Origin of the sequence: Roseovarius amoyensis (assembly GCF_003260265.1) — a bacterium.
Taxonomy (GTDB): Bacteria; Pseudomonadota; Alphaproteobacteria; order Rhodobacterales; family Rhodobacteraceae; genus Roseovarius; species Roseovarius amoyensis.
The window spans coordinates 1-16,267 of record NZ_QITQ01000017.1 but is presented as its reverse complement, the minus strand read 5'-3'; the positions used below and the strand labels follow the sequence as shown (position 1 = coordinate 16,267).

Here is a 16,267-nt window from a genome sequence, read left to right as displayed (position 1 = left end):
GCAATTCCGAAAGGGTCGCCCCGAATGGGGCGGCCCTTTCCCTTTTTTCGGAGGCATCGGACAGGCATGGATATTCGCGCGATCCTGATGGGGCTGGCATTCGCGGTCATGTGGTCGTCGGCCTTTACCTCGGCGCGGATGATCGTCGCCGCGGCGCCGCCGATCTCGGCGCTGGCGCTGAGATTCCTGATTTCAGGGCTTCTGGGGGTGCTGATCGCCTGGATGCTGGGGCAGAGCTGGCGACTGACCCGTGCCCAGTGGCGCGCCACCATCCTGTTCGGCATCTGCCAGAACGCGCTTTATCTCGGGCTCAATTTCGTGGCGATGCAGACGGTCGAGGCGTCATTGGCGGCCATCATCGCATCGACCATGCCGCTGCTGGTGGGGCTTGCCAGCTGGGCCATGCTTGGCGAACGTATCGGGGCGCTGGGTCTTGGCGGGCTGATCGCGGGGGTGATCGGGGTCGCCATCATCATGGGCACCCGGCTGCAGGGCGGGGCCGACATGTTCGGCGTCACGCTTTGCGTGATCGGGGTCGTCGCGCTGACCTTTGCCACGCTGGCGGTGCGCGGCGCCACATCCGGCGGGAACTTCCTGATGGTGGTGGGGCTGCAGATGCTGATCGGCAGCGCCATCCTGAGCGTGATCGGCGCCACCACCGAAACGCTTGAAATAGCCTGGTCATGGCAACTGGTGGCGGCATTCGCCTATACCACGCTGATACCCGGGCTGGCAGCGACGCTGGTCTGGTTCCGTCTGGTCAACCGCATCGGGGCGATCAAGGCCGCCACATTCCACTTTCTCAACCCGTTCCTGGGGGTCGCCATCGCCGCGATGATCCTTGGTGAGCCGCTGGGCGCGTGGGACATCGTCGGCGTGCTGGTGATCACCGTCGGCATCCTGGCCGTTCAGCTGTCGCGGCAGGGGGCAGTGCGGCGGGCAATCTCCAACTGACCGCGCCCGCCCCTATCCCTTGCTTTCCGGCTGCGCCACGCCTGCGGGCAATCCGACCCATTCGCCGGCACGCTGGCCCAGCTTCTTGAACTTGGCGGAAACACCTTCGAGCCGGGCAACCCATTCGGGGTTCGGCGCCTGCCCCTCGGTCAGCTTGAAATAGGCCTGCAGCAGGCAGGCCAGTGCAAACGGTTCCAGCACCGCGGCCTTGACCGCCCAGGCGAACAGGATCGCAAAGACGAAACCACCCGCCGACCACGCCCCAGGGATGAGATAGACAACCGCCGCCGCAGGCGCCAGCATCACCAGGAACACGATGAAGGCCAACACATAGGTCACCAGCGTGATCACCGCCGCGTTCACCAGCAGCGGGCGCGCGTTCTGGCCATACAGCACCAGCGCATCGCGCGAATCCGACCACGGGTTTTCCGACTTTGTGCGGATCAGGTAGGCAAGGATCACCTCGTCGATCAGCCCCACCGCCACGCGCAGGAACGCCCGTACGACCCGCATCAACCCACCCATCGCCGGTATCGGCAACAGCGACGCCAGCCCCCCGATCAGCCCCGTGATCGCCCGGATCACCCCGCGAACAAGCTGGTCAATGCCGAACAGAACATTGGCCTGGCCAAAGCGCGCCCTGACGATTTCCTGCGCATAGGCGATCTGCGACCGCCCGCCCGGCAGTTCACGCCCGTCGAGATATTCGACCATGACCGCGATATGCCCGGCCTTGACCATGTAAAGGATATATTCGCGCAGGAAATACAGCACCGCCGCCGTCAGGCCGAACCCCGCCGCGCCACCCCAAAAAGTCGTGCCGGTGCGAAAATCCACATCCCCGAAGGCGCCTACGCCCCAGCCGATACCCGCCCCCGTGCCGGTGGCGACGACATAGGCCACGGCGATGCCGAAATAGACCAGCATGCGAAACACCAGGAACGGCGCGGTCCGGCGCATGATCGTGAAAGATGTTCCGAGCGAGTAATCGGTCATGGCTGTGTCCCTCATTGATATTTGGGTTCAACTCTGCACATCGGCGTGCAGAAATCAAAACCAATCAGGGATACTGTCCCGCTCAGCCGATCCGGCCGCGCGGCCCGTCACCCACCTGGCCGCGATGCAGCAGGAAATGATCCAGCAGGACACAGGCCACCATCGCCTCGCCTACCGGCACCGCACGGATGCCGACACAGGGGTCATGGCGGCCCTTCGTCACCACCTCTGTCGGGGTGCCGTCGATCCGGATCGACCGGCGCGGCGTCAGGATCGACGAGGTCGGCTTGACCGCAAAGCGCAGCACGATCTCCTGCCCCGTCGAAATACCGCCCAGGATGCCGCCGGCATGGTTCGATGAAAACTCCGGCCCGTCCTCACCCATGAATATCTCGTCGGCATTCGCCGTCCCGGTCAGCCGCGCCGCCGCCATGCCCTCGCCGATCTCGACGCCCTTGACGGCGTTGATCGACATCGCTGCGGCGGCCAGGTCGGTGTCGAGCTTGCCGTATACCGGCGCGCCCAGTCCCGGCGGCACCCCACGTGCGACCACCTCGACCTCGGCCCCGACCGAGTTCTTTTCCTTGCGGATGCGTTGCAGATACGTCTCCCACTGCGGCACGGCATCGGCGTCGGGCACCCAGAAATCGTTGCGCTCAACCTCGTCCCAGTCGAAACGCGCGCGGTCGATCTCCATCTCGCCCATGCGGGTCATGTATCCGCGAATTTCGAGCCCCGGCACCAGTTCGCGCAAGGCCGCGCGGGCCACCCCACCGGCGGCCACCCGCGCCGCCGTTTCGCGCGCCGAAGACCGCCCGCCGCCGCGCGGATCGCGCAGCCCGTATTTCAGGTGATAGGTGATGTCCGCATGCCCCGGACGAAAGGTCTGCGCAATGTCGCCATAGTCCTTTGACCGTTGGTCGGTGTTCTCGATCATCAGCTGTATGGGCGTGCCGGTGGTCAGCCCCTCGTAGACGCCTGACAGAATGCGCACGGCGTCAGCTTCCTGCCGCTGGGTGGTGTGGCGGCTTTGCCCCGGGCGGCGCTTGTCCAGCCATTGCTGCAGAAATTTCTCATCGACCGGTATGCCCGGCGGGCAGCCATCAACCGTTGCACCCAGCGCCGGCCCGTGGCTTTCGCCCCAAGTGGTAACGCGAAACAGATGACCGAAGGAATTGAGGCTCATGCACGCGTTCCCTTGCCTGGCCGTCCCCTGGGCCTGTTGATCCGGATCGAGAGTGCCGCTCTGCCCGCGACGGGCTTGCGGCCGCCCGGCTGGGCGCGAATGCGCCAGCCATGGGGCGGGCGGGCGCTTGGATTTCTTTAACCTGCGCCGATTTCTAGCCGGGGCAGAGGCAGGCCTCAAGCCTCCTGACCCTGATGCCGGTACGCCAAGCTGGCGCGGACGGCTTGAAACCCGCGAAAAACATGAGCCCGCGAATCACTTCCTGTTGACCGGTGTACCCTTCCCTGCCTATGATTCGCTTGAGAGTTTTACGCCTGAGAGGCCCAGAAAGCAGGCCCAAGGCGACATCGGTCAACGTGGCAGGAACGAATGAGGGGCCGAATCAACGGCCCCCTTTCTTTTGTCACGGCTGGTGTTCCGCGCTCAGTGCAGCTTGGCCTCGACTTGCGAAATCGCCTCGTCGATCAGCTTGTTGCCCTGCGTGGCGGTGATTTTCTTGGCGACCACTTCCTTGGCGGCGGCGACAGCCACGGCGATGGCGCGATCGCGGACCTCTTTCACCGCGCCGGCCTCGGCCGATGCGATCTGATCCTCGGCCGCCTTCAGGCGACGCTCGATCGAAACCTGCAGCTCTTCATTGGCCTTTTCAGCCGCCTCGGCGGCCTCCTGGCGGGCATGGGCGACGATACGGTCGGCCTGGCCCTGCACCTCTTTCTGCTTGCGCTCATAGCTCGCCAGCAGGCTCTGGGCCTCTTCCCGGATGGCGCGGGCCTCGTCCAGCTCGGACTTGATGCCCTCGGCCCGCTTGTCGAGCTGCGCCGCGACAAGGCTGGGCACCTTGAGATAGACCAGCACGCCGATGAACAGCAGGAACGAGATCAGCACCACGAAGTTGGTGTTGGCCAGCGAAAAGAACGGCCCCGAAGCGGCCAGCGCGGGGCTGGCGGCGGTCATCAGGGCGCCTGTCGCGATGAGTTTCTTCATGACGCTACCCTTTCAGCCCTGCTTCGACCGCCGAACCAACAGTCTTGGCGTCGGCGTCGATGCCCATGACGGCGACAAGTTCCAGCGCCGTGGCCTCGGCCACTTCCTTGACGCTTTCCGTCGCCGAGGCGCGGATCTCGGCAATCTTCTTTTCGCCTTCGGCGGCCCTGGCGGCAATCTCTGCGTCGGCCTTGGCGGATGCCTCGTCCAGCTCGGCCTTTATCTCGGCCTTGGTGGCGGCAATGATGTTCTGCGCCTCGGCGCGGGCGTCGGCCAGCGCCTTGTTATAGGCTTCCTCGGCCTCGGCGGCCTTGGCTTTTAGGTCTTCGGCCCGGGCCAGATCGCCGGTGATCGTGCCCTGACGGTCAGCCAAAATGGCAGCGATGCGCGGCAGAGCGATGCGCGACAGGATGAAAAAGATCACCGCCAGCGTGACGACCAGCCAGAAGATCTGGTTGCCCATCCATTCGGGGCAGAGCTGCGGCATGCCGACTGCGCCGCCCTCGGGCGTCAGGCAGGCACTTGCCGTTTGATGCGTTTCGGTCGCCATTCCGTCCTCCTTGGGGAACCTTGCGTGGATACCGGGCGGCTGCGGTTACGCCGCCACCCGGCCGTAAGGATCGTTTACCCTGGGATCAGACGGCGAACATCAGCAGAAGCGCGACGAGGAACGAGAAGATCCCCAGCGCTTCCGAGAACGCGATACCGATGAACATGGTGGCAACCTGGCCGCCGGCGGCCGAGGGGTTGCGCAGCGCGCCCGACAGGTAGTTGCCGACCACGTGGCCCACACCAACGGCGGCCCCGCCCATGCCAGTACAGGCCAGACCGGCACCGATGTATGCGCCCATTTGTACGACGTCGCCTTCCATATCGATTCTCCTTACGTTGGAATTGGCAAATAGAGTGATGTGACCCTCAGTGATGCGGATGCAGCGCGTCCTTCAGATAGACGCAGGTGAGGATCGTGAAAACATATGCCTGGATGAAGGCGACCAGCACCTCCAGCGCGTAGATCGCCGAGATCGCCACGATGCTCAGCGGGGTGACCAGGATACCCACGCCCACCGAGATGGTGATCAGCGGGGTGAAGGCCGCGAAAACCTTGATCACGGCGTGCCCGGCCATCATGTTGCCGGCAAGACGGATGGAGTGGCTGACCGGCCGCACGAAGTACGAGATCACCTCGATCAGGGCCAGGATCGGCCGCAGCGGCAGCGGTGCGGCGGAAATCCAGAACAGCCCCAGGAACCCGGCGCCGTGCTTGACAAAACCGATCACCGTGACCGCCACAAAGACCGCAACCGCCATGACCGCAGTAACCGCGATGTGGCTGGTGGTGGTAAAGGCCAGCGGCAGCAGGCCAAGGAAGTTCGACACCACGATGAACATGAACAGCGTCATGATGTAGGGGAAATAGGGCAGCGCGTCCTTGCCGGCGACATCCTCGACCATCTTGCGGATAAAGCCATAGGCCAGCTCGGCGATTGACTGCATGCGCCCCGGCACCGTCGCCCGGCCCGAACTGCTGAGCACCAGCAACCCGATGACGCACAACACGGTCAGCGCCATCCACAGGGTGACGTTGGTCACGGTAAAGGTACCGACCGGTCCGTCACCGAAAAGCGGCTTGACGATGAACTGGTCCATCGGGTGGAAAACCAGGCCACCCTCGCCGTGTTCGGCACCATGCGCTGCTTCAGTCGCCATTATCGACCCTCTTTGTCTTTCGCCCCTTTGGGCGTGTCTTCCTGCGCGGCCTCGCCGGCCTGCTGCTGGATCTCTTGCGCGCTGCGCATCATCGTCTTGATGCCCGCGGCCAGCCCCAGCAATGTAAAGAGCACCAGGAACACGGGCAGCGTGCCCATCAGGCTGTCCAGCCCGAACCCGATGCCAAAGCCGATCAGCAGACCGACTACAAGCTCTATCACCATCCGCCAGGCCAGATGTGCCTGACTGTAGTGTTCTTCCTGGTGGGGCTTGGCGGGCACGTCTTTGCCCTTAAGCCTTGCGATCCGTTCCTCCAGCTGCGTCATGCGCTCGCGATGGTCGGGATCACTCACCTCTGCCCCTCCGCAAAGTTCGCGCCTTTGCTACGGCGCGCGGGGGCCCGAGTCAAGCGCGGGGGTCGGGCGAAAAACGCCGTTCTAACCAATTGTTATAGAAACATATTTTTACACAACGAATCCGACCCGAAAGGATGCTGTGCCGGTTTTACGACCCAAGGCGGGCGCGAGCCATATTCAACCATCCGGTTGAGCGTCATCACCCCGTCATGTATCTGCCCGTTGACGCGGCGGCGCCAAGCGGGCTTAACAGGGCCATGAGCGACCCGCTGGACACTGTCTTTGCAGCCATTGCCGACCCGACCCGCCGCGCGATCCTGTCGATGCTGCTCGAAGACGACATGGCGGTCACCGACGTGGCCGAACCGTTCGAGATGTCGCTTGCGGCAATTTCCAAGCACCTTGCCATCCTCACCCGCGCCGGGCTGATCAGCCAGGAACGGCGCGGGCGCGTCAAATGGTGCAAGCTGGAGCCGGACGCACTGCGCGACGCCAGCATCTGGATGCAGAGTTTCGGTCAGTTCGAGGCGGTGAACCTGGATGCCTTCGAACGCTTCCTGGCGGCGGAACTCGGCCATGATGGCTGATCCGGTGCCGGTCATGCCCGAGCGTTTGCCGCCGCCGGTGGTCGAGCGGTTGCAGATGGCCCTCGTCATGCCGATGGAACCGGGCCCCGACTGTACCTGCGGCGTCTTTCGCGCCGATGGCGCATTCAGGCCGCTGTCGCGCACGCTGCTTTCGGGCGCGCGCCTGTCGGGCGTGCCGGAAATGGCCGAAACCCCGGTGGCCGAGGCCGTGCCCGGCCGCTGGCTGTTCGCCGGTATCGGGCGGCACCATTTCGGGCACCTGCTGGTGGAAACGCTGATCCGGCTCTGGGCCGTCGGCCCCTATCGGGACGAGCTTGACGGCATCGTCATCATCCCCAAGCACGAGATGGATTTCTCGGTCGCGCTGGCGCGGCGCTACGGGCCGTTCCTCAAGCTGCTCAGCGACGACCTGCCCATCCACATCGCCGAATACCCGACGCGGTTCGAAACCCTGCTGCTGCCCTCACCCGGTTTCGGCCCACTGGGCTGGATCGCGGGCACCGAAATCTTTCGCAGTGAAATCCGCGACCGCATCGCCCGGCACATCCGCCCCGATGGCCCGGAAAAGCTGTATATTTCGCGCTCGGCCCTGCGGCAGCACGAAAAGCGGGTCCATGACGAGGAACGGATAGAGGCGCTGCTGGCGCGCGCGGGCTATGAAATCTTTCACCCGCAGGACCACAGTATCGAGGAACAGCTTTCCCGCTACATGGCGGCCAACACCATTATCGGCGGCGACGGCTCGGCCTTTCACCTTGCCGCCTTTGCCCTGCCGCAAGGCGCGCGGGTCGGGCTGATCCAGCGCCGCCACCGACCCAAGGTCTTTGACGCCTTCACCGAGCAGCTCGAGGCCTTTGCCGACGCGCAGGTGCACACGGTCCGGCCGGTATTGCCCAAGACCGACGCCACCCCTCATCCCAGCGAGGCCGCAACGCCGATCGATTTCGAGGTCGTCGCCGCCGAACTGGCCGATGCGGGGCTGGTCTGACCGCCCCACCCTGCCCGTTCAGGCCCGGTCTTCGTTCTTCAGCAGCATCAGCAAGGCCAGGACCGTCAGCACGACACCGATCATGACCAGCCCTTGCGGCAGCCCGTGGCCCAGCGCTGCCTGCCACAGGATCACCCAGGTCGGCGTGAGATAGGTATAGGCCATGACCTTGGAACTGGGCAGGCGGAGGCTGGCGAATTGCAACAGCACGAATGTGGCCGCCGTCGCCGCCACCGCCGTATAGGCGATGGTGATCCAGACAATCGCCGGCAGCGCCCCCCAGTCAGTGGCGCGCAGGTCGTTCCAGCCCGCAGCGATCACCAGAACGGCAGAGGCCAGCAACACACCAAAGGAAAACACCACCGGCCGTTCGCCCCGGTTCAGCCAGCGAACCATGGGGGTGTAAAGCGCATGCGCCGCGCAGCCCCACAGATAGATCGTCTCGCCGCGGCCCAGTTCAAACGCTGTCATCGCGTCCCAGTCGGCGTCAAAGATCACCCACAGCGCGCCAGCCGCCCCGTCCGCCAGCGCCAGCGCCATGCGTGCGGTCATCACCTGCCGCAGCAGCACGAACCCAAACGCGCCCGACATCACCGGCGTCAGGGTAAAGACAGCCGCCGCCGAAACCGGTGCGGCGGTCTTGAGTCCCTCGAACATCAACACGAAATACAGCCCCATAGAGCCGCCCAGCAGCAGATACCGCCAGGGCGCGGCAAAGGCAGAGCGTGGGATGCCCGCCACGAAATGCGCGACGATCCCCAAGATGACCGCCGCCGCCACGAACCGCACCGCGTTCAGCACCGTCGGCGCGACATGCGGCGCCGCCATCGACCCCAGCGCGAAAAACCCCGCTATCAGGGCAGAAAACGCCAGCATCGCCAGGTGCCCCCTGGCTGCCTGGCTCATATTTCCTCCCAGCGGCTGGCGCTCTTTTTCAGGAAAGACAGGAACGCCTGCACCTTGGTGGTGCGGTGCAGGTCCATATGGGAGACCAGCCACAGCGGCGTCGACCACTCTTCTCTCGGGGGGGCGACCTCGATCAGCCCGCCGATTTCGGCCGCCTGCAGCCGCGACATGAAGCCAATGCCGGCGCCCGCACGGATCGCGCGCCGTTGGGCGTGTACGTCGCCGCTGCGGAATGTGATGCAGTCCGCCGGCACCGCCTCGCGCAGCCAACGGGCGAAGGGCGCACGCGACTTGGGGTCGTCGGCGCTGACGAAACGATGGCGGGGATAGTCGGCCTCGCTTTGCGGCAGGCCATGGCGGGCGGCATAGCTTTCTGACGCAAAGAGCGTGATTTTCTGCCGGTAAAACGGCTGCACCACGTTGTCGGGCTGTTCGGGCGGGCTACCGGCGCGGATCGCCACATGCGCCTCGCCATATTCCAGCCGAAAGATGCGGTCGCCGGTCAGGAACCGCACCACGATATCGGGATGTTCGATCTGGAAATCGGCCAGCACGGGCACCAGCAGGTGGCTCAGCCCGCCCAGCGACGTCACCACCAGTTCGCCCGAAACGTCGTTGCCGCGCCCCCTGATCCGGCCGGTCAACTGGCTGAACTGGTCGTCGGTGGCGCGGGCCACGCGCAACAGGTCCTCGCCCGCCTCGGTGGGGGTATAGCCGCGCGCGTGACGCTGGAACAGCTTGACGCCCAGCTTTTCCTCCAGCGCGTCGATATGGCGGATGACGGTGGCGTGGTGCACCCCCAGCACATCCGCCGCGCCGCTGACCGTGCCAACGCGGGCGACGTGATAGGCGGTGCGGATTTCATCCCAACTGTCCATGTTCTGTCCCCGTTGCGCCATGTGCGCAATTCAACACTTTTATGGCAAATCCTACCGTTCGGTTCGCAACGGCACAAGACGGTCTTTCTCCCGATCAACACGGAACCGCGATCGAAGGAAGCGCCAATAGCTGGGGCTGAAGCGCATCCAGGTTCCCGGCCCGTAACCCGTCTGAGGGAGGCAGACGCGGACGCGGATGGCAAGGTGATGCACGCCAAGCTGGTCGTCGGCGGCGTCACCCTGATAGGCGCCGATGCCCTGCGCGACGGCACGATGTTCCCCTACCGCCCGCCGCGAGGCGACGACGCCCTGACCAAGTACCGGTTCAACGACCGCAGGATCCGGCACCTGTTCTGCGCCGCCTGCGGGGTTCAGTCCTTTGCCCGCGGCACCATGCCGGACAGCGCCGAGATGGTGGCGATAACGTCCGTTGCTTCGATGATATCGACCTCGACGCGCTCAAGGTGCAAAGGATCGACGGCCGGAACTTCTAGCCTGCACACCACCGCGCCGGGCTCTTTTCCGCCCGCCGCTTCGCCTGGCCGGGAAAGCCCCTGCACTTGACATGGGGCCTGCGCCCTCATAAACGCCCCCAATCAACCCGGAAGCCCCAAGTCTTCCGGTCCCTTGGGCATCGGGCCCGGGATCGACCCCCACCAGCGAGTTTCGCCCGTGGGGGCGTTTACGATATGAGATGCTCTTCCTATCTGGAATGGGCAAGGCGCAACCGGGCAAGGAGGCCGCGGACATGTTCGAAAACCTATCCGAACGCCTTTCCGGCGTCCTCGACCGGCTGACGCGCCAGGGCGCGCTGTCAGAGGACGACGTCAAGACCGCGCTGCGCGAGGTGCGCGTCGCGCTGCTTGAGGCCGACGTTTCGCTGCCCGTGGCGCGTGAGTTCATCAAGAAGGTGCAGGACCAGGCCACCGGCCAGTCGGTGCTGAAATCGGTCAAGCCGGGCCAGCAGGTGGTCAAGATCGTCCATGACGCTCTGGTCGACACTCTGACCGGCGACGACGACCCCGGCGCACTGAAGATCGACAATCCGCCAGCGCCGATCCTGATGGTCGGCCTGCAGGGGTCGGGCAAGACGACGACCACGGCCAAGCTTGCCAAGCGGCTGAACGAACGCGACGGCAAGCGGGTGTTGATGGCCTCGCTCGACGTCAACCGCCCGGCGGCTATGGAACAGCTCCAAATCCTCGGCCGCCAGATCGGGGTGGACACGCTGCCCATCGTCAAGGGCGAAGATCCGGTCGCCATCGCCAAACGCGCCAAGACGCAGGCCAGTCTGGGCGGCTATGACGTCTACATGCTCGACACCGCCGGGCGGCTGCACATCGACGCCGAACTGATCGCCCAGGCGGCGGCGGTGCGCGACGCGGTCAACCCGCGCGAAACGCTGCTGGTGGTCGACGGGCTGACCGGGCAGGACGCGGTGAACGTCGCCACCGAATTCGACGACAAGATCGGCGTCACCGGCGTGGTGCTGACGCGAATGGACGGCGACGGGCGCGGCGGTGCGGCGCTTTCCATGCGGGCGATCACCGGCAAGCCGATCCGCTTTGTCGGCCTGGGCGAAAAGATGGACGCGCTCGAAACCTTCGAGCCGGAACGCATCGCCGGGCGCATCCTGGGCATGGGCGACATCGTCGCGCTGGTGGAAAAGGCCCAGGAAACCATCGAGGCCGAACAGGCCGAACGCATGATGCGCCGCCTGCAAAAGGGTCAGTTCAACATGAACGACCTGCGCGCGCAGCTTGAGCAGATGCAAAAGATGGGCGGCATGGAAGGGCTGATGGGCATGTTGCCCGGCATGGGCAAGATGGCCAAGCAGATGGAAGGCGCCGGCATCGACGACCGCATGCTGGCCCGCCAGATCGCGCTGATCCAGTCGATGACGAAAAAGGAACGCGCGAACCCCAAGATCCTGCAGGCCAGCCGCAAGAAACGCATCGCGAAAGGCGCCGGGCTGGAGGTCAGTGAACTCAACAAGCTGCTCAAGATGCAGCGGCAGATGGCTGACGTGATGAAGAAGATGGGCAAGGGCGGGATGCTTAAGCAGGCCATGAAGGGCATGTTCGGCAAGGGCGGCCCCAACCCCGAGGAAATGGCCGCCGGCATGGACCCCAAGGCGCTGGAACGCGCTGCCCGCCAGATGGGTGGCGGCGGTCTGCCTGGGCTGGGCGGCGGTGGTGGCCTGCCCCCGGGCCTGTCGGGCTTTGGAAAAAAGAAATGATGCGCTCATCCCTCATCGACACCCCGGATGCGGCGTGCGGGGCGCGCGGGTGACGCTTGCCCTCGACATACCCCGGCTGGAAACCGCCCGGCTGATCTTGCGCGCGCCCGAGCCTGCGGATTTCGATCCGCTATGCGCGTTTCTGACCGATCCGGAACGGTCCTGGGGCTTTGGCACCGAAAAGGACCGCCCGACCGCCTGGCGCTGGTTCGCATTGAATATCGGGCATTGGGCGCTCAGGGGGTACGGCTATTTCACGATGGCGTTGCGCGAGACCGGCCAGCCCTGCGGCCTGACCGGCATCTGGGCACCCGAAGGCTGGCCCGAGCCGGAACTTGGCTGGGCGCTGTTCGACGGGTTCGAGGGCAAGGGCCTGGCGGCCGAGGGCGCGCAAAGGGCGCGCGCCTGGGCCTATCAGGATCTCGGCTTTGAAACACTGACCTCCAACATCGTGCCGGGCAACGACCGCTCGGTCGCGCTGGCCGAACGGCTGGGCGCGCGGTTCGAGCGCAGCTATCAAAACGTGCACATGGGCGAGGATATGCTCTATCGCCACCCCGGGCCGGACGAGCTTGGCCTTGGCCTCGACGACGCCGACGGCAACCCCGAGGCCTATGCATGACCACCCTGCCCGCCTCCTCTGCCGCGCCCTCGGGTGTGCCCTCGGGTGTGCCGGTGCTCGAAACCGCCGAGCTGGTCCTGCGCGGCTATCGGGAAACGGATTTCGAACCCTTCGCCGCCTTCAGCGCCTCGCCGCGCGCCTCTTTCGTCGGCGGCCCGCAAAGCCGGTGGGATGCGTGGCGGGCCTTTCTGGCGGCAATCGGGCATTGGAGCCTGCGCGGCTATGGCATGTGGATCGCGGAACACCGCGCCACCGGCCAGGTTGCCGGGCGCATCGGCGTCATGTTCAACGATGGCTGGCACGAACCCGAACTGGCGTGGCACATCTATGACGGGTTCGAGGGGCGCGGCCTGGCCTATCAGGCGGCGCTGGCGGCTCGCGACCATGCCGCCCAACACTGGGGAATGGTCAGGCCTATGTCCTATATTTCGCCCGACAACGTGCGCTCTGTGCGGCTGGCCAAGCGGCTGGGCTGCGCGCTGGAACGCGAGGTCGCGGTGCTTGGCCGGCCTTGCCAGCTTTGGCGTCACCCCACAGGCGGAGAGGACTGAGATGTCGATATCTGCCGCCTCGATCCCCGTCATCGAAACCCGCCGGCTGGTGCTGCGCGGCCCCGAGCCGCAGGACTATCCCGATTTCAAGGCGACCTTCGCCTCCTACCGGTCGCGATTCATGGGTGGGCCGCTGAATGCCTATGAGACATGGATGCTCTACGCGGCCGAGATCGGCCACTGGGCCATTCGCGGCTATGGAATGTGGATGATCCACGAACGCGACACACAGGAAACCTGCGGCATGGCCGGTGGCTGGTTCCCGGCGAAATGGCCCGAACGCGAGATCGCCTGGATCATCTGGCCGGAAAAGACCGGCAAGGGCTATGCGCTCGAGGCGACCCACGCAGTGCGCAAGTATCTCTACGAAAAACTCGGCTGGGACGGCGCAGTCAGCTATATCGACCCCAAGAACCTTGACTCGATCCGCCTGGCCGAACGGCTGGGTGCGGCCAAGGACCCGAACGCCGCCAACATCGATGGCAATGACGCGGTCTATCGCCACCCCAGCCCCGAGCGCCTGAAATCCGGCCAGATCCGCGACGGCATCGAGCTGGAAATCAGCCACTACTGCGATCCGCTGTTCAAGCCGAAAGGGTTTCCCGTTGACTGATGCGACCACCCGCGAAGCAGAGCTGCTGAAGGAACACCGCGAGAGCATCGACAGGCTCGACGCGATTCTCGTCTACACCCTGGGCGAGCGGTTCAAGCACACCCAGTCCGTCGGTCATCTCAAGGCCGAACACGATCTTCCGCCGTCCGATCCCGCGCGCGAAGCGCAACAGATCGAGCGGCTCGAAGCGCTGGCGAAAGAGGCCGACCTCGACCCCGAATTCGCCAGGAAGTTCCTGAATTTCATCATCGCCGAGGTGATCCGACATCACCAGAAGCACCAGTCATAGGGCTGGCCCATCCCGCCAACCCGCACGCCATTCAAAAGGAGACACCCAAATGGCCATGAAAATCCGCCTTGCCCGTGCCGGCAGCAAGAAACGCCCCTTCTACCGCATCGTCGCGGCTGACAGCCGCATGCCGCGCGACGGCCGCTTCATCGAGAAACTGGGCACCTACAACCCGCTTCTGCCCAAGGACAGCGAAGACCGCGTCAAGATGAACCTCGAGCGCGTGCAATACTGGCTCGGCCAGGGCGCCCAGCCCACCGACCGCATCTCGCGCTTCCTCGAAGCCGCCGGCGTGGTCGAAAAACAGGAACGCTCCAACCCCAAGAAGGCCGTCCCCGGCAAGAAGGCCCAGGACCGCGCCGAGGAAAAAGCTGAAAAAGCCCGCGCCGCCACCGAGGCAGACGCTGCTCCGGCCGAAGAGGCCCCTGCCGAAGCACCCGCCGAAGAAGCCGGCGAGGCGTAAGCGGGCGGATCGGCTCGATGCGGGCTGTTTCCCATATCCCGACCGGCACGGCGCGGCACCTGATCGCTGCGCCGTCGCCCAAAGGGGTGCGCTGAGATGAGCGCGCAGGTCTGTGTCGGCGCCATCGCCGGCGCCTTTGGCGTGCGCGGCGAGGTGCGGCTGAAAAGCTTTACCGCCGAGCCCGAGGCCATCGCCACCTATGGCCCGCTGGCAACAGAGGACGGCAAGCGCAGCTTTGACGTCACGCTGACCGGGCAGACCGGCAACGCGCTGGTCGCCCGCCTGTCCGGCATACCTGACAAGGAAACGGCGGATGCCCTGCGCGGCACCCGCCTTTATGTCGATCGCGCGCGCCTGCCCGAACCGGACGAGGACGAATTTTACCATGCTGACCTGATCGGCATGGATGTGTTCGATGCCGGGGGGGCGCCGCTGGGCAAGGTGACGGCGGTGCACAATCACGGCGCCTCGGACCTGCTTGAAATCGCCGTGCCGCAGGGCGGCGAAACGGTGCTGCTGCCCTTTACCCACGAGGCGGTGCCGACGGTCGACATGGCCCTGCGCCGCATCGTCGCCGACCCGCCAGAGGGGCTGTTCTGAACGGTGGCGCGCTTGCGCGGCTGCCCTGCCCCGGCTATCTGCATTGTCCATGACCGACAGGCCCTCTCCCTCCGGCCGCCAGCCATCCCCCGCAGGGGTATGGTCGGCGCATGTGATCACGCTTTTCCCCAAGGCGTTTCCAGGCCTGCTGAGCGAGAGCCTGACAGGCCGCGCCCTGGCCGAGGGGCTGTGGCAATTGCAGACCACCGATCTGCGCGCCCATGGCGAGGGCCGGCACCGCAATGTCGATGACACCCCCGCCGGGGGCGGCGCGGGCATGGTGTTGCGCGCCGATGTGATGGGCCGCGCGATCGAGGCGGCGCAGACAGGTGCCCCCGCCGGCAGGCCGCTGATCTATGCCAGTCCTCGCGGCCGCCCCTTTGACCAGGCCATGGCGCAGGAACTGGCCGCCGGCCCCGGCGTGACGCTGATCTGCGGGCGTTTCGAGGGGCTCGACGAACGGGTGATAGACCATTTCGGCGTGCGCGAGGTCAGCCTTGGCGATTTCATCCTGACAGGTGGCGAGATCGCGGCGATGGCGATGATCGACGCGACGGTGCGGCTGTTGCCCGGGGTACTGGGCAATGCCGCCTCGACCGAAGATGAAAGCTTTTCCGCTGGGTTGCTGGAACATCCGCAATATACCCGCCCGGCCGAATGGCGCGGCCATGCCATACCCGAGGTGCTGCTGTCGGGCAATCACGCGCGCATCAATGAATGGCGGCAGGCGCAGGCCGAGGCGCTGACCCGCGAACGCCGCCCTGACCTGTGGCGCGCCTGGCTCGCGGGCAGGGACGGCGGTGAGGAGGGCGGGGGCTGATCCGACAACAACCGGCTTGCCACTCCCGTCGCCTGCCGCCAAGCCTCTGCGCAATGGAACGCTTTAATCAACCAATGGCAGAGCTGCAGATCTGCGTTGCTATTTTGGATACCTATACCGCGCCGAACGGACGTGTTACTGAGCCCCTGTCAGAGGCCACTCGTGGAAAGCGGAACTCTTACTCTCAGTATTTTTTGCAACAGAGTTCTTTTCACGTTAAGAGAAAGTAGTTGAAAAGATGCTGAGTTTTTCACAAAGAGCATCCCTCGATGTTATTCGGTCAATGGCGGCATTTTATGTGTTATTACATCATATTACACCAAGACTGATAGACCCCCCATTCTTATATATTTTTAAGTTTGGGCAAGAGGCGGTGATTGTATTTTTTGTGCTTAGCGCCCAACTTCGACAGTTCGCGGCTGATTTTTCCGGATTTCGTTTGGCGCAGGTCAACAAAACAAGGCGTTTTGTATCGCGAAGCGGTAGATTTCGTGGGATCGTTGTTGTGGCACGTGGTGTGATTTT

General features: G+C 64.8%; 22 protein-coding genes. 13 read left to right on the top strand and 9 right to left on the bottom strand.

Annotated elements, in window-relative coordinates; genetic code table 11:
* Positions 1–66 precede the first annotated feature (66 nt).
* Entirely contained in the window at positions 67–954 is an 888-nt protein-coding gene (locus DL899_RS13745) for a DMT family transporter (RefSeq protein WP_111734937.1), read from the top strand.
* Positions 955–966: 12 nt separating this feature from the next.
* Here DL899_RS13745 and DL899_RS13740 read toward each other — a convergent pair whose 3' ends face one another.
* The 7 genes from DL899_RS13740 to DL899_RS13710 all read right to left on the bottom strand — a co-directional run bounded on the left by DL899_RS13740 (position 967) and on the right by DL899_RS13710 (position 6,183).
* On the bottom strand, positions 967–1,950 hold the full coding sequence (locus DL899_RS13740) for a hypothetical protein (protein ID WP_111734936.1): 984 nt from the start codon (positions 1,948–1,950) through the stop codon (positions 967–969).
* Positions 1,951–2,032: 82 nt separating this feature from the next.
* Complete coding sequence (gene aroC / locus DL899_RS13735; RefSeq protein ID WP_111734935.1) at positions 2,033–3,136, bottom strand: chorismate synthase; 1,104 nt, start codon at positions 3,134–3,136, stop codon at positions 2,033–2,035.
* 423 nt (positions 3,137–3,559) lie between these two features.
* Positions 3,560–4,120, bottom strand: coding sequence for a F0F1 ATP synthase subunit B (locus DL899_RS13730; RefSeq protein ID WP_111734934.1), 561 nt, complete (start codon positions 4,118–4,120; stop codon positions 3,560–3,562).
* A 4-nt stretch (positions 4,121–4,124) separates the two neighbouring features.
* Positions 4,125–4,670: a F0F1 ATP synthase subunit B' gene (locus tag DL899_RS13725; protein ID WP_111734933.1), complete on the bottom strand. Its 546-nt coding sequence runs from the start codon at positions 4,668–4,670 to the stop codon at positions 4,125–4,127.
* 85 nt (positions 4,671–4,755) lie between these two features.
* Positions 4,756–4,992 (bottom strand): F0F1 ATP synthase subunit C, encoded by a 237-nt coding sequence (locus tag DL899_RS13720; RefSeq protein ID WP_111734932.1) that lies wholly within the window; start codon positions 4,990–4,992, stop codon positions 4,756–4,758.
* A gap of 46 nt (positions 4,993–5,038) precedes the next feature.
* Positions 5,039–5,830, bottom strand: a complete 792-nt coding sequence (locus tag DL899_RS13715) for a F0F1 ATP synthase subunit A (protein WP_111734931.1) — start codon at positions 5,828–5,830, stop codon at positions 5,039–5,041.
* Positions 5,830–6,183 carry an AtpZ/AtpI family protein gene (locus DL899_RS13710; protein WP_111734930.1) on the bottom strand — a complete coding sequence of 118 codons (354 nt, stop codon included), beginning with the start codon at positions 6,181–6,183 and terminating at the stop codon, positions 5,830–5,832. The genes DL899_RS13715 and DL899_RS13710 overlap by 1 nt, the downstream gene beginning before the upstream one ends.
* Before the next feature lie 260 nt (positions 6,184–6,443).
* Here DL899_RS13710 and DL899_RS13705 point away from each other — a divergent pair, with 260 nt between their 5' ends.
* Both DL899_RS13705 and DL899_RS13700 read left to right on the top strand, forming a co-directional pair.
* Positions 6,444–6,773: an ArsR/SmtB family transcription factor gene (locus tag DL899_RS13705; RefSeq protein WP_111734984.1), complete on the top strand. Its 330-nt coding sequence runs from the start codon at positions 6,444–6,446 to the stop codon at positions 6,771–6,773.
* Entirely contained in the window at positions 6,763–7,761 is a 999-nt protein-coding gene (locus DL899_RS13700; RefSeq protein ID WP_162685582.1) for a glycosyltransferase family 61 protein, read from the top strand. The genes DL899_RS13705 and DL899_RS13700 overlap by 11 nt, the downstream gene beginning before the upstream one ends.
* Before the next feature lie 18 nt (positions 7,762–7,779).
* On the opposite strand, the gene DL899_RS13695 is transcribed toward DL899_RS13700, so the two are convergent.
* Both DL899_RS13695 and DL899_RS13690 read right to left on the bottom strand, forming a co-directional pair.
* Complete coding sequence (locus DL899_RS13695) at positions 7,780–8,667, bottom strand: DMT family transporter (RefSeq protein ID WP_111734928.1); 888 nt, start codon at positions 8,665–8,667, stop codon at positions 7,780–7,782.
* Entirely contained in the window at positions 8,664–9,545 is an 882-nt protein-coding gene (locus DL899_RS13690; RefSeq protein ID WP_111734927.1) for a LysR family transcriptional regulator, read from the bottom strand. Before DL899_RS13690 ends, DL899_RS13695 begins: the two co-directional genes overlap by 4 nt.
* A 207-nt stretch (positions 9,546–9,752) precedes the next feature.
* Here DL899_RS13690 and DL899_RS13685 point away from each other — a divergent pair, with 207 nt between their 5' ends.
* From DL899_RS13685 to DL899_RS19680, 10 genes are all read left to right on the top strand, one after another.
* Positions 9,753–10,109: a GFA family protein gene (locus DL899_RS13685; RefSeq protein ID WP_111734926.1), complete on the top strand. Its 357-nt coding sequence runs from the start codon at positions 9,753–9,755 to the stop codon at positions 10,107–10,109.
* A 184-nt stretch (positions 10,110–10,293) separates the two neighbouring features.
* Entirely contained in the window at positions 10,294–11,784 is a 1,491-nt protein-coding gene (gene ffh / locus DL899_RS13680) for a signal recognition particle protein (protein WP_111734983.1), read from the top strand.
* A gap of 49 nt (positions 11,785–11,833) precedes the next feature.
* A complete protein-coding gene (locus DL899_RS13675) occupies positions 11,834–12,406 on the top strand; it encodes a GNAT family N-acetyltransferase (RefSeq protein WP_111734982.1) in 573 nt (190 codons plus the stop codon).
* Positions 12,403–12,957, top strand: a complete 555-nt coding sequence (locus DL899_RS13670; protein ID WP_111734925.1) for a GNAT family N-acetyltransferase — start codon at positions 12,403–12,405, stop codon at positions 12,955–12,957. Before DL899_RS13675 ends, DL899_RS13670 begins: the two co-directional genes overlap by 4 nt.
* A gap of 1 nt (position 12,958) precedes the next feature.
* Positions 12,959–13,570, top strand: coding sequence for a GNAT family N-acetyltransferase (locus tag DL899_RS13665; RefSeq protein ID WP_111734924.1), 612 nt, complete (start codon positions 12,959–12,961; stop codon positions 13,568–13,570).
* Positions 13,563–13,859, top strand: a complete 297-nt coding sequence (locus DL899_RS13660; RefSeq protein ID WP_111734923.1) for a chorismate mutase — start codon at positions 13,563–13,565, stop codon at positions 13,857–13,859. Before DL899_RS13665 ends, DL899_RS13660 begins: the two co-directional genes overlap by 8 nt.
* Positions 13,860–13,908: 49 nt before the next feature.
* Positions 13,909–14,322, top strand: coding sequence for a 30S ribosomal protein S16 (gene rpsP, locus DL899_RS13655; RefSeq protein WP_111734922.1), 414 nt, complete (start codon positions 13,909–13,911; stop codon positions 14,320–14,322).
* A 96-nt stretch (positions 14,323–14,418) separates the two neighbouring features.
* Positions 14,419–14,922, top strand: a complete 504-nt coding sequence (gene rimM, locus DL899_RS13650) for a ribosome maturation factor RimM (RefSeq protein ID WP_111734921.1) — start codon at positions 14,419–14,421, stop codon at positions 14,920–14,922.
* A 49-nt stretch (positions 14,923–14,971) separates the two neighbouring features.
* Positions 14,972–15,742: a tRNA (guanosine(37)-N1)-methyltransferase TrmD gene (gene trmD / locus DL899_RS13645; protein WP_111734920.1), complete on the top strand. Its 771-nt coding sequence runs from the start codon at positions 14,972–14,974 to the stop codon at positions 15,740–15,742.
* 238 nt (positions 15,743–15,980) lie between these two features.
* A partial coding sequence (locus DL899_RS19680) for a hypothetical protein (RefSeq protein WP_204355316.1) occupies positions 15,981–16,267 on the top strand: 287 nt, incomplete at its 3' end.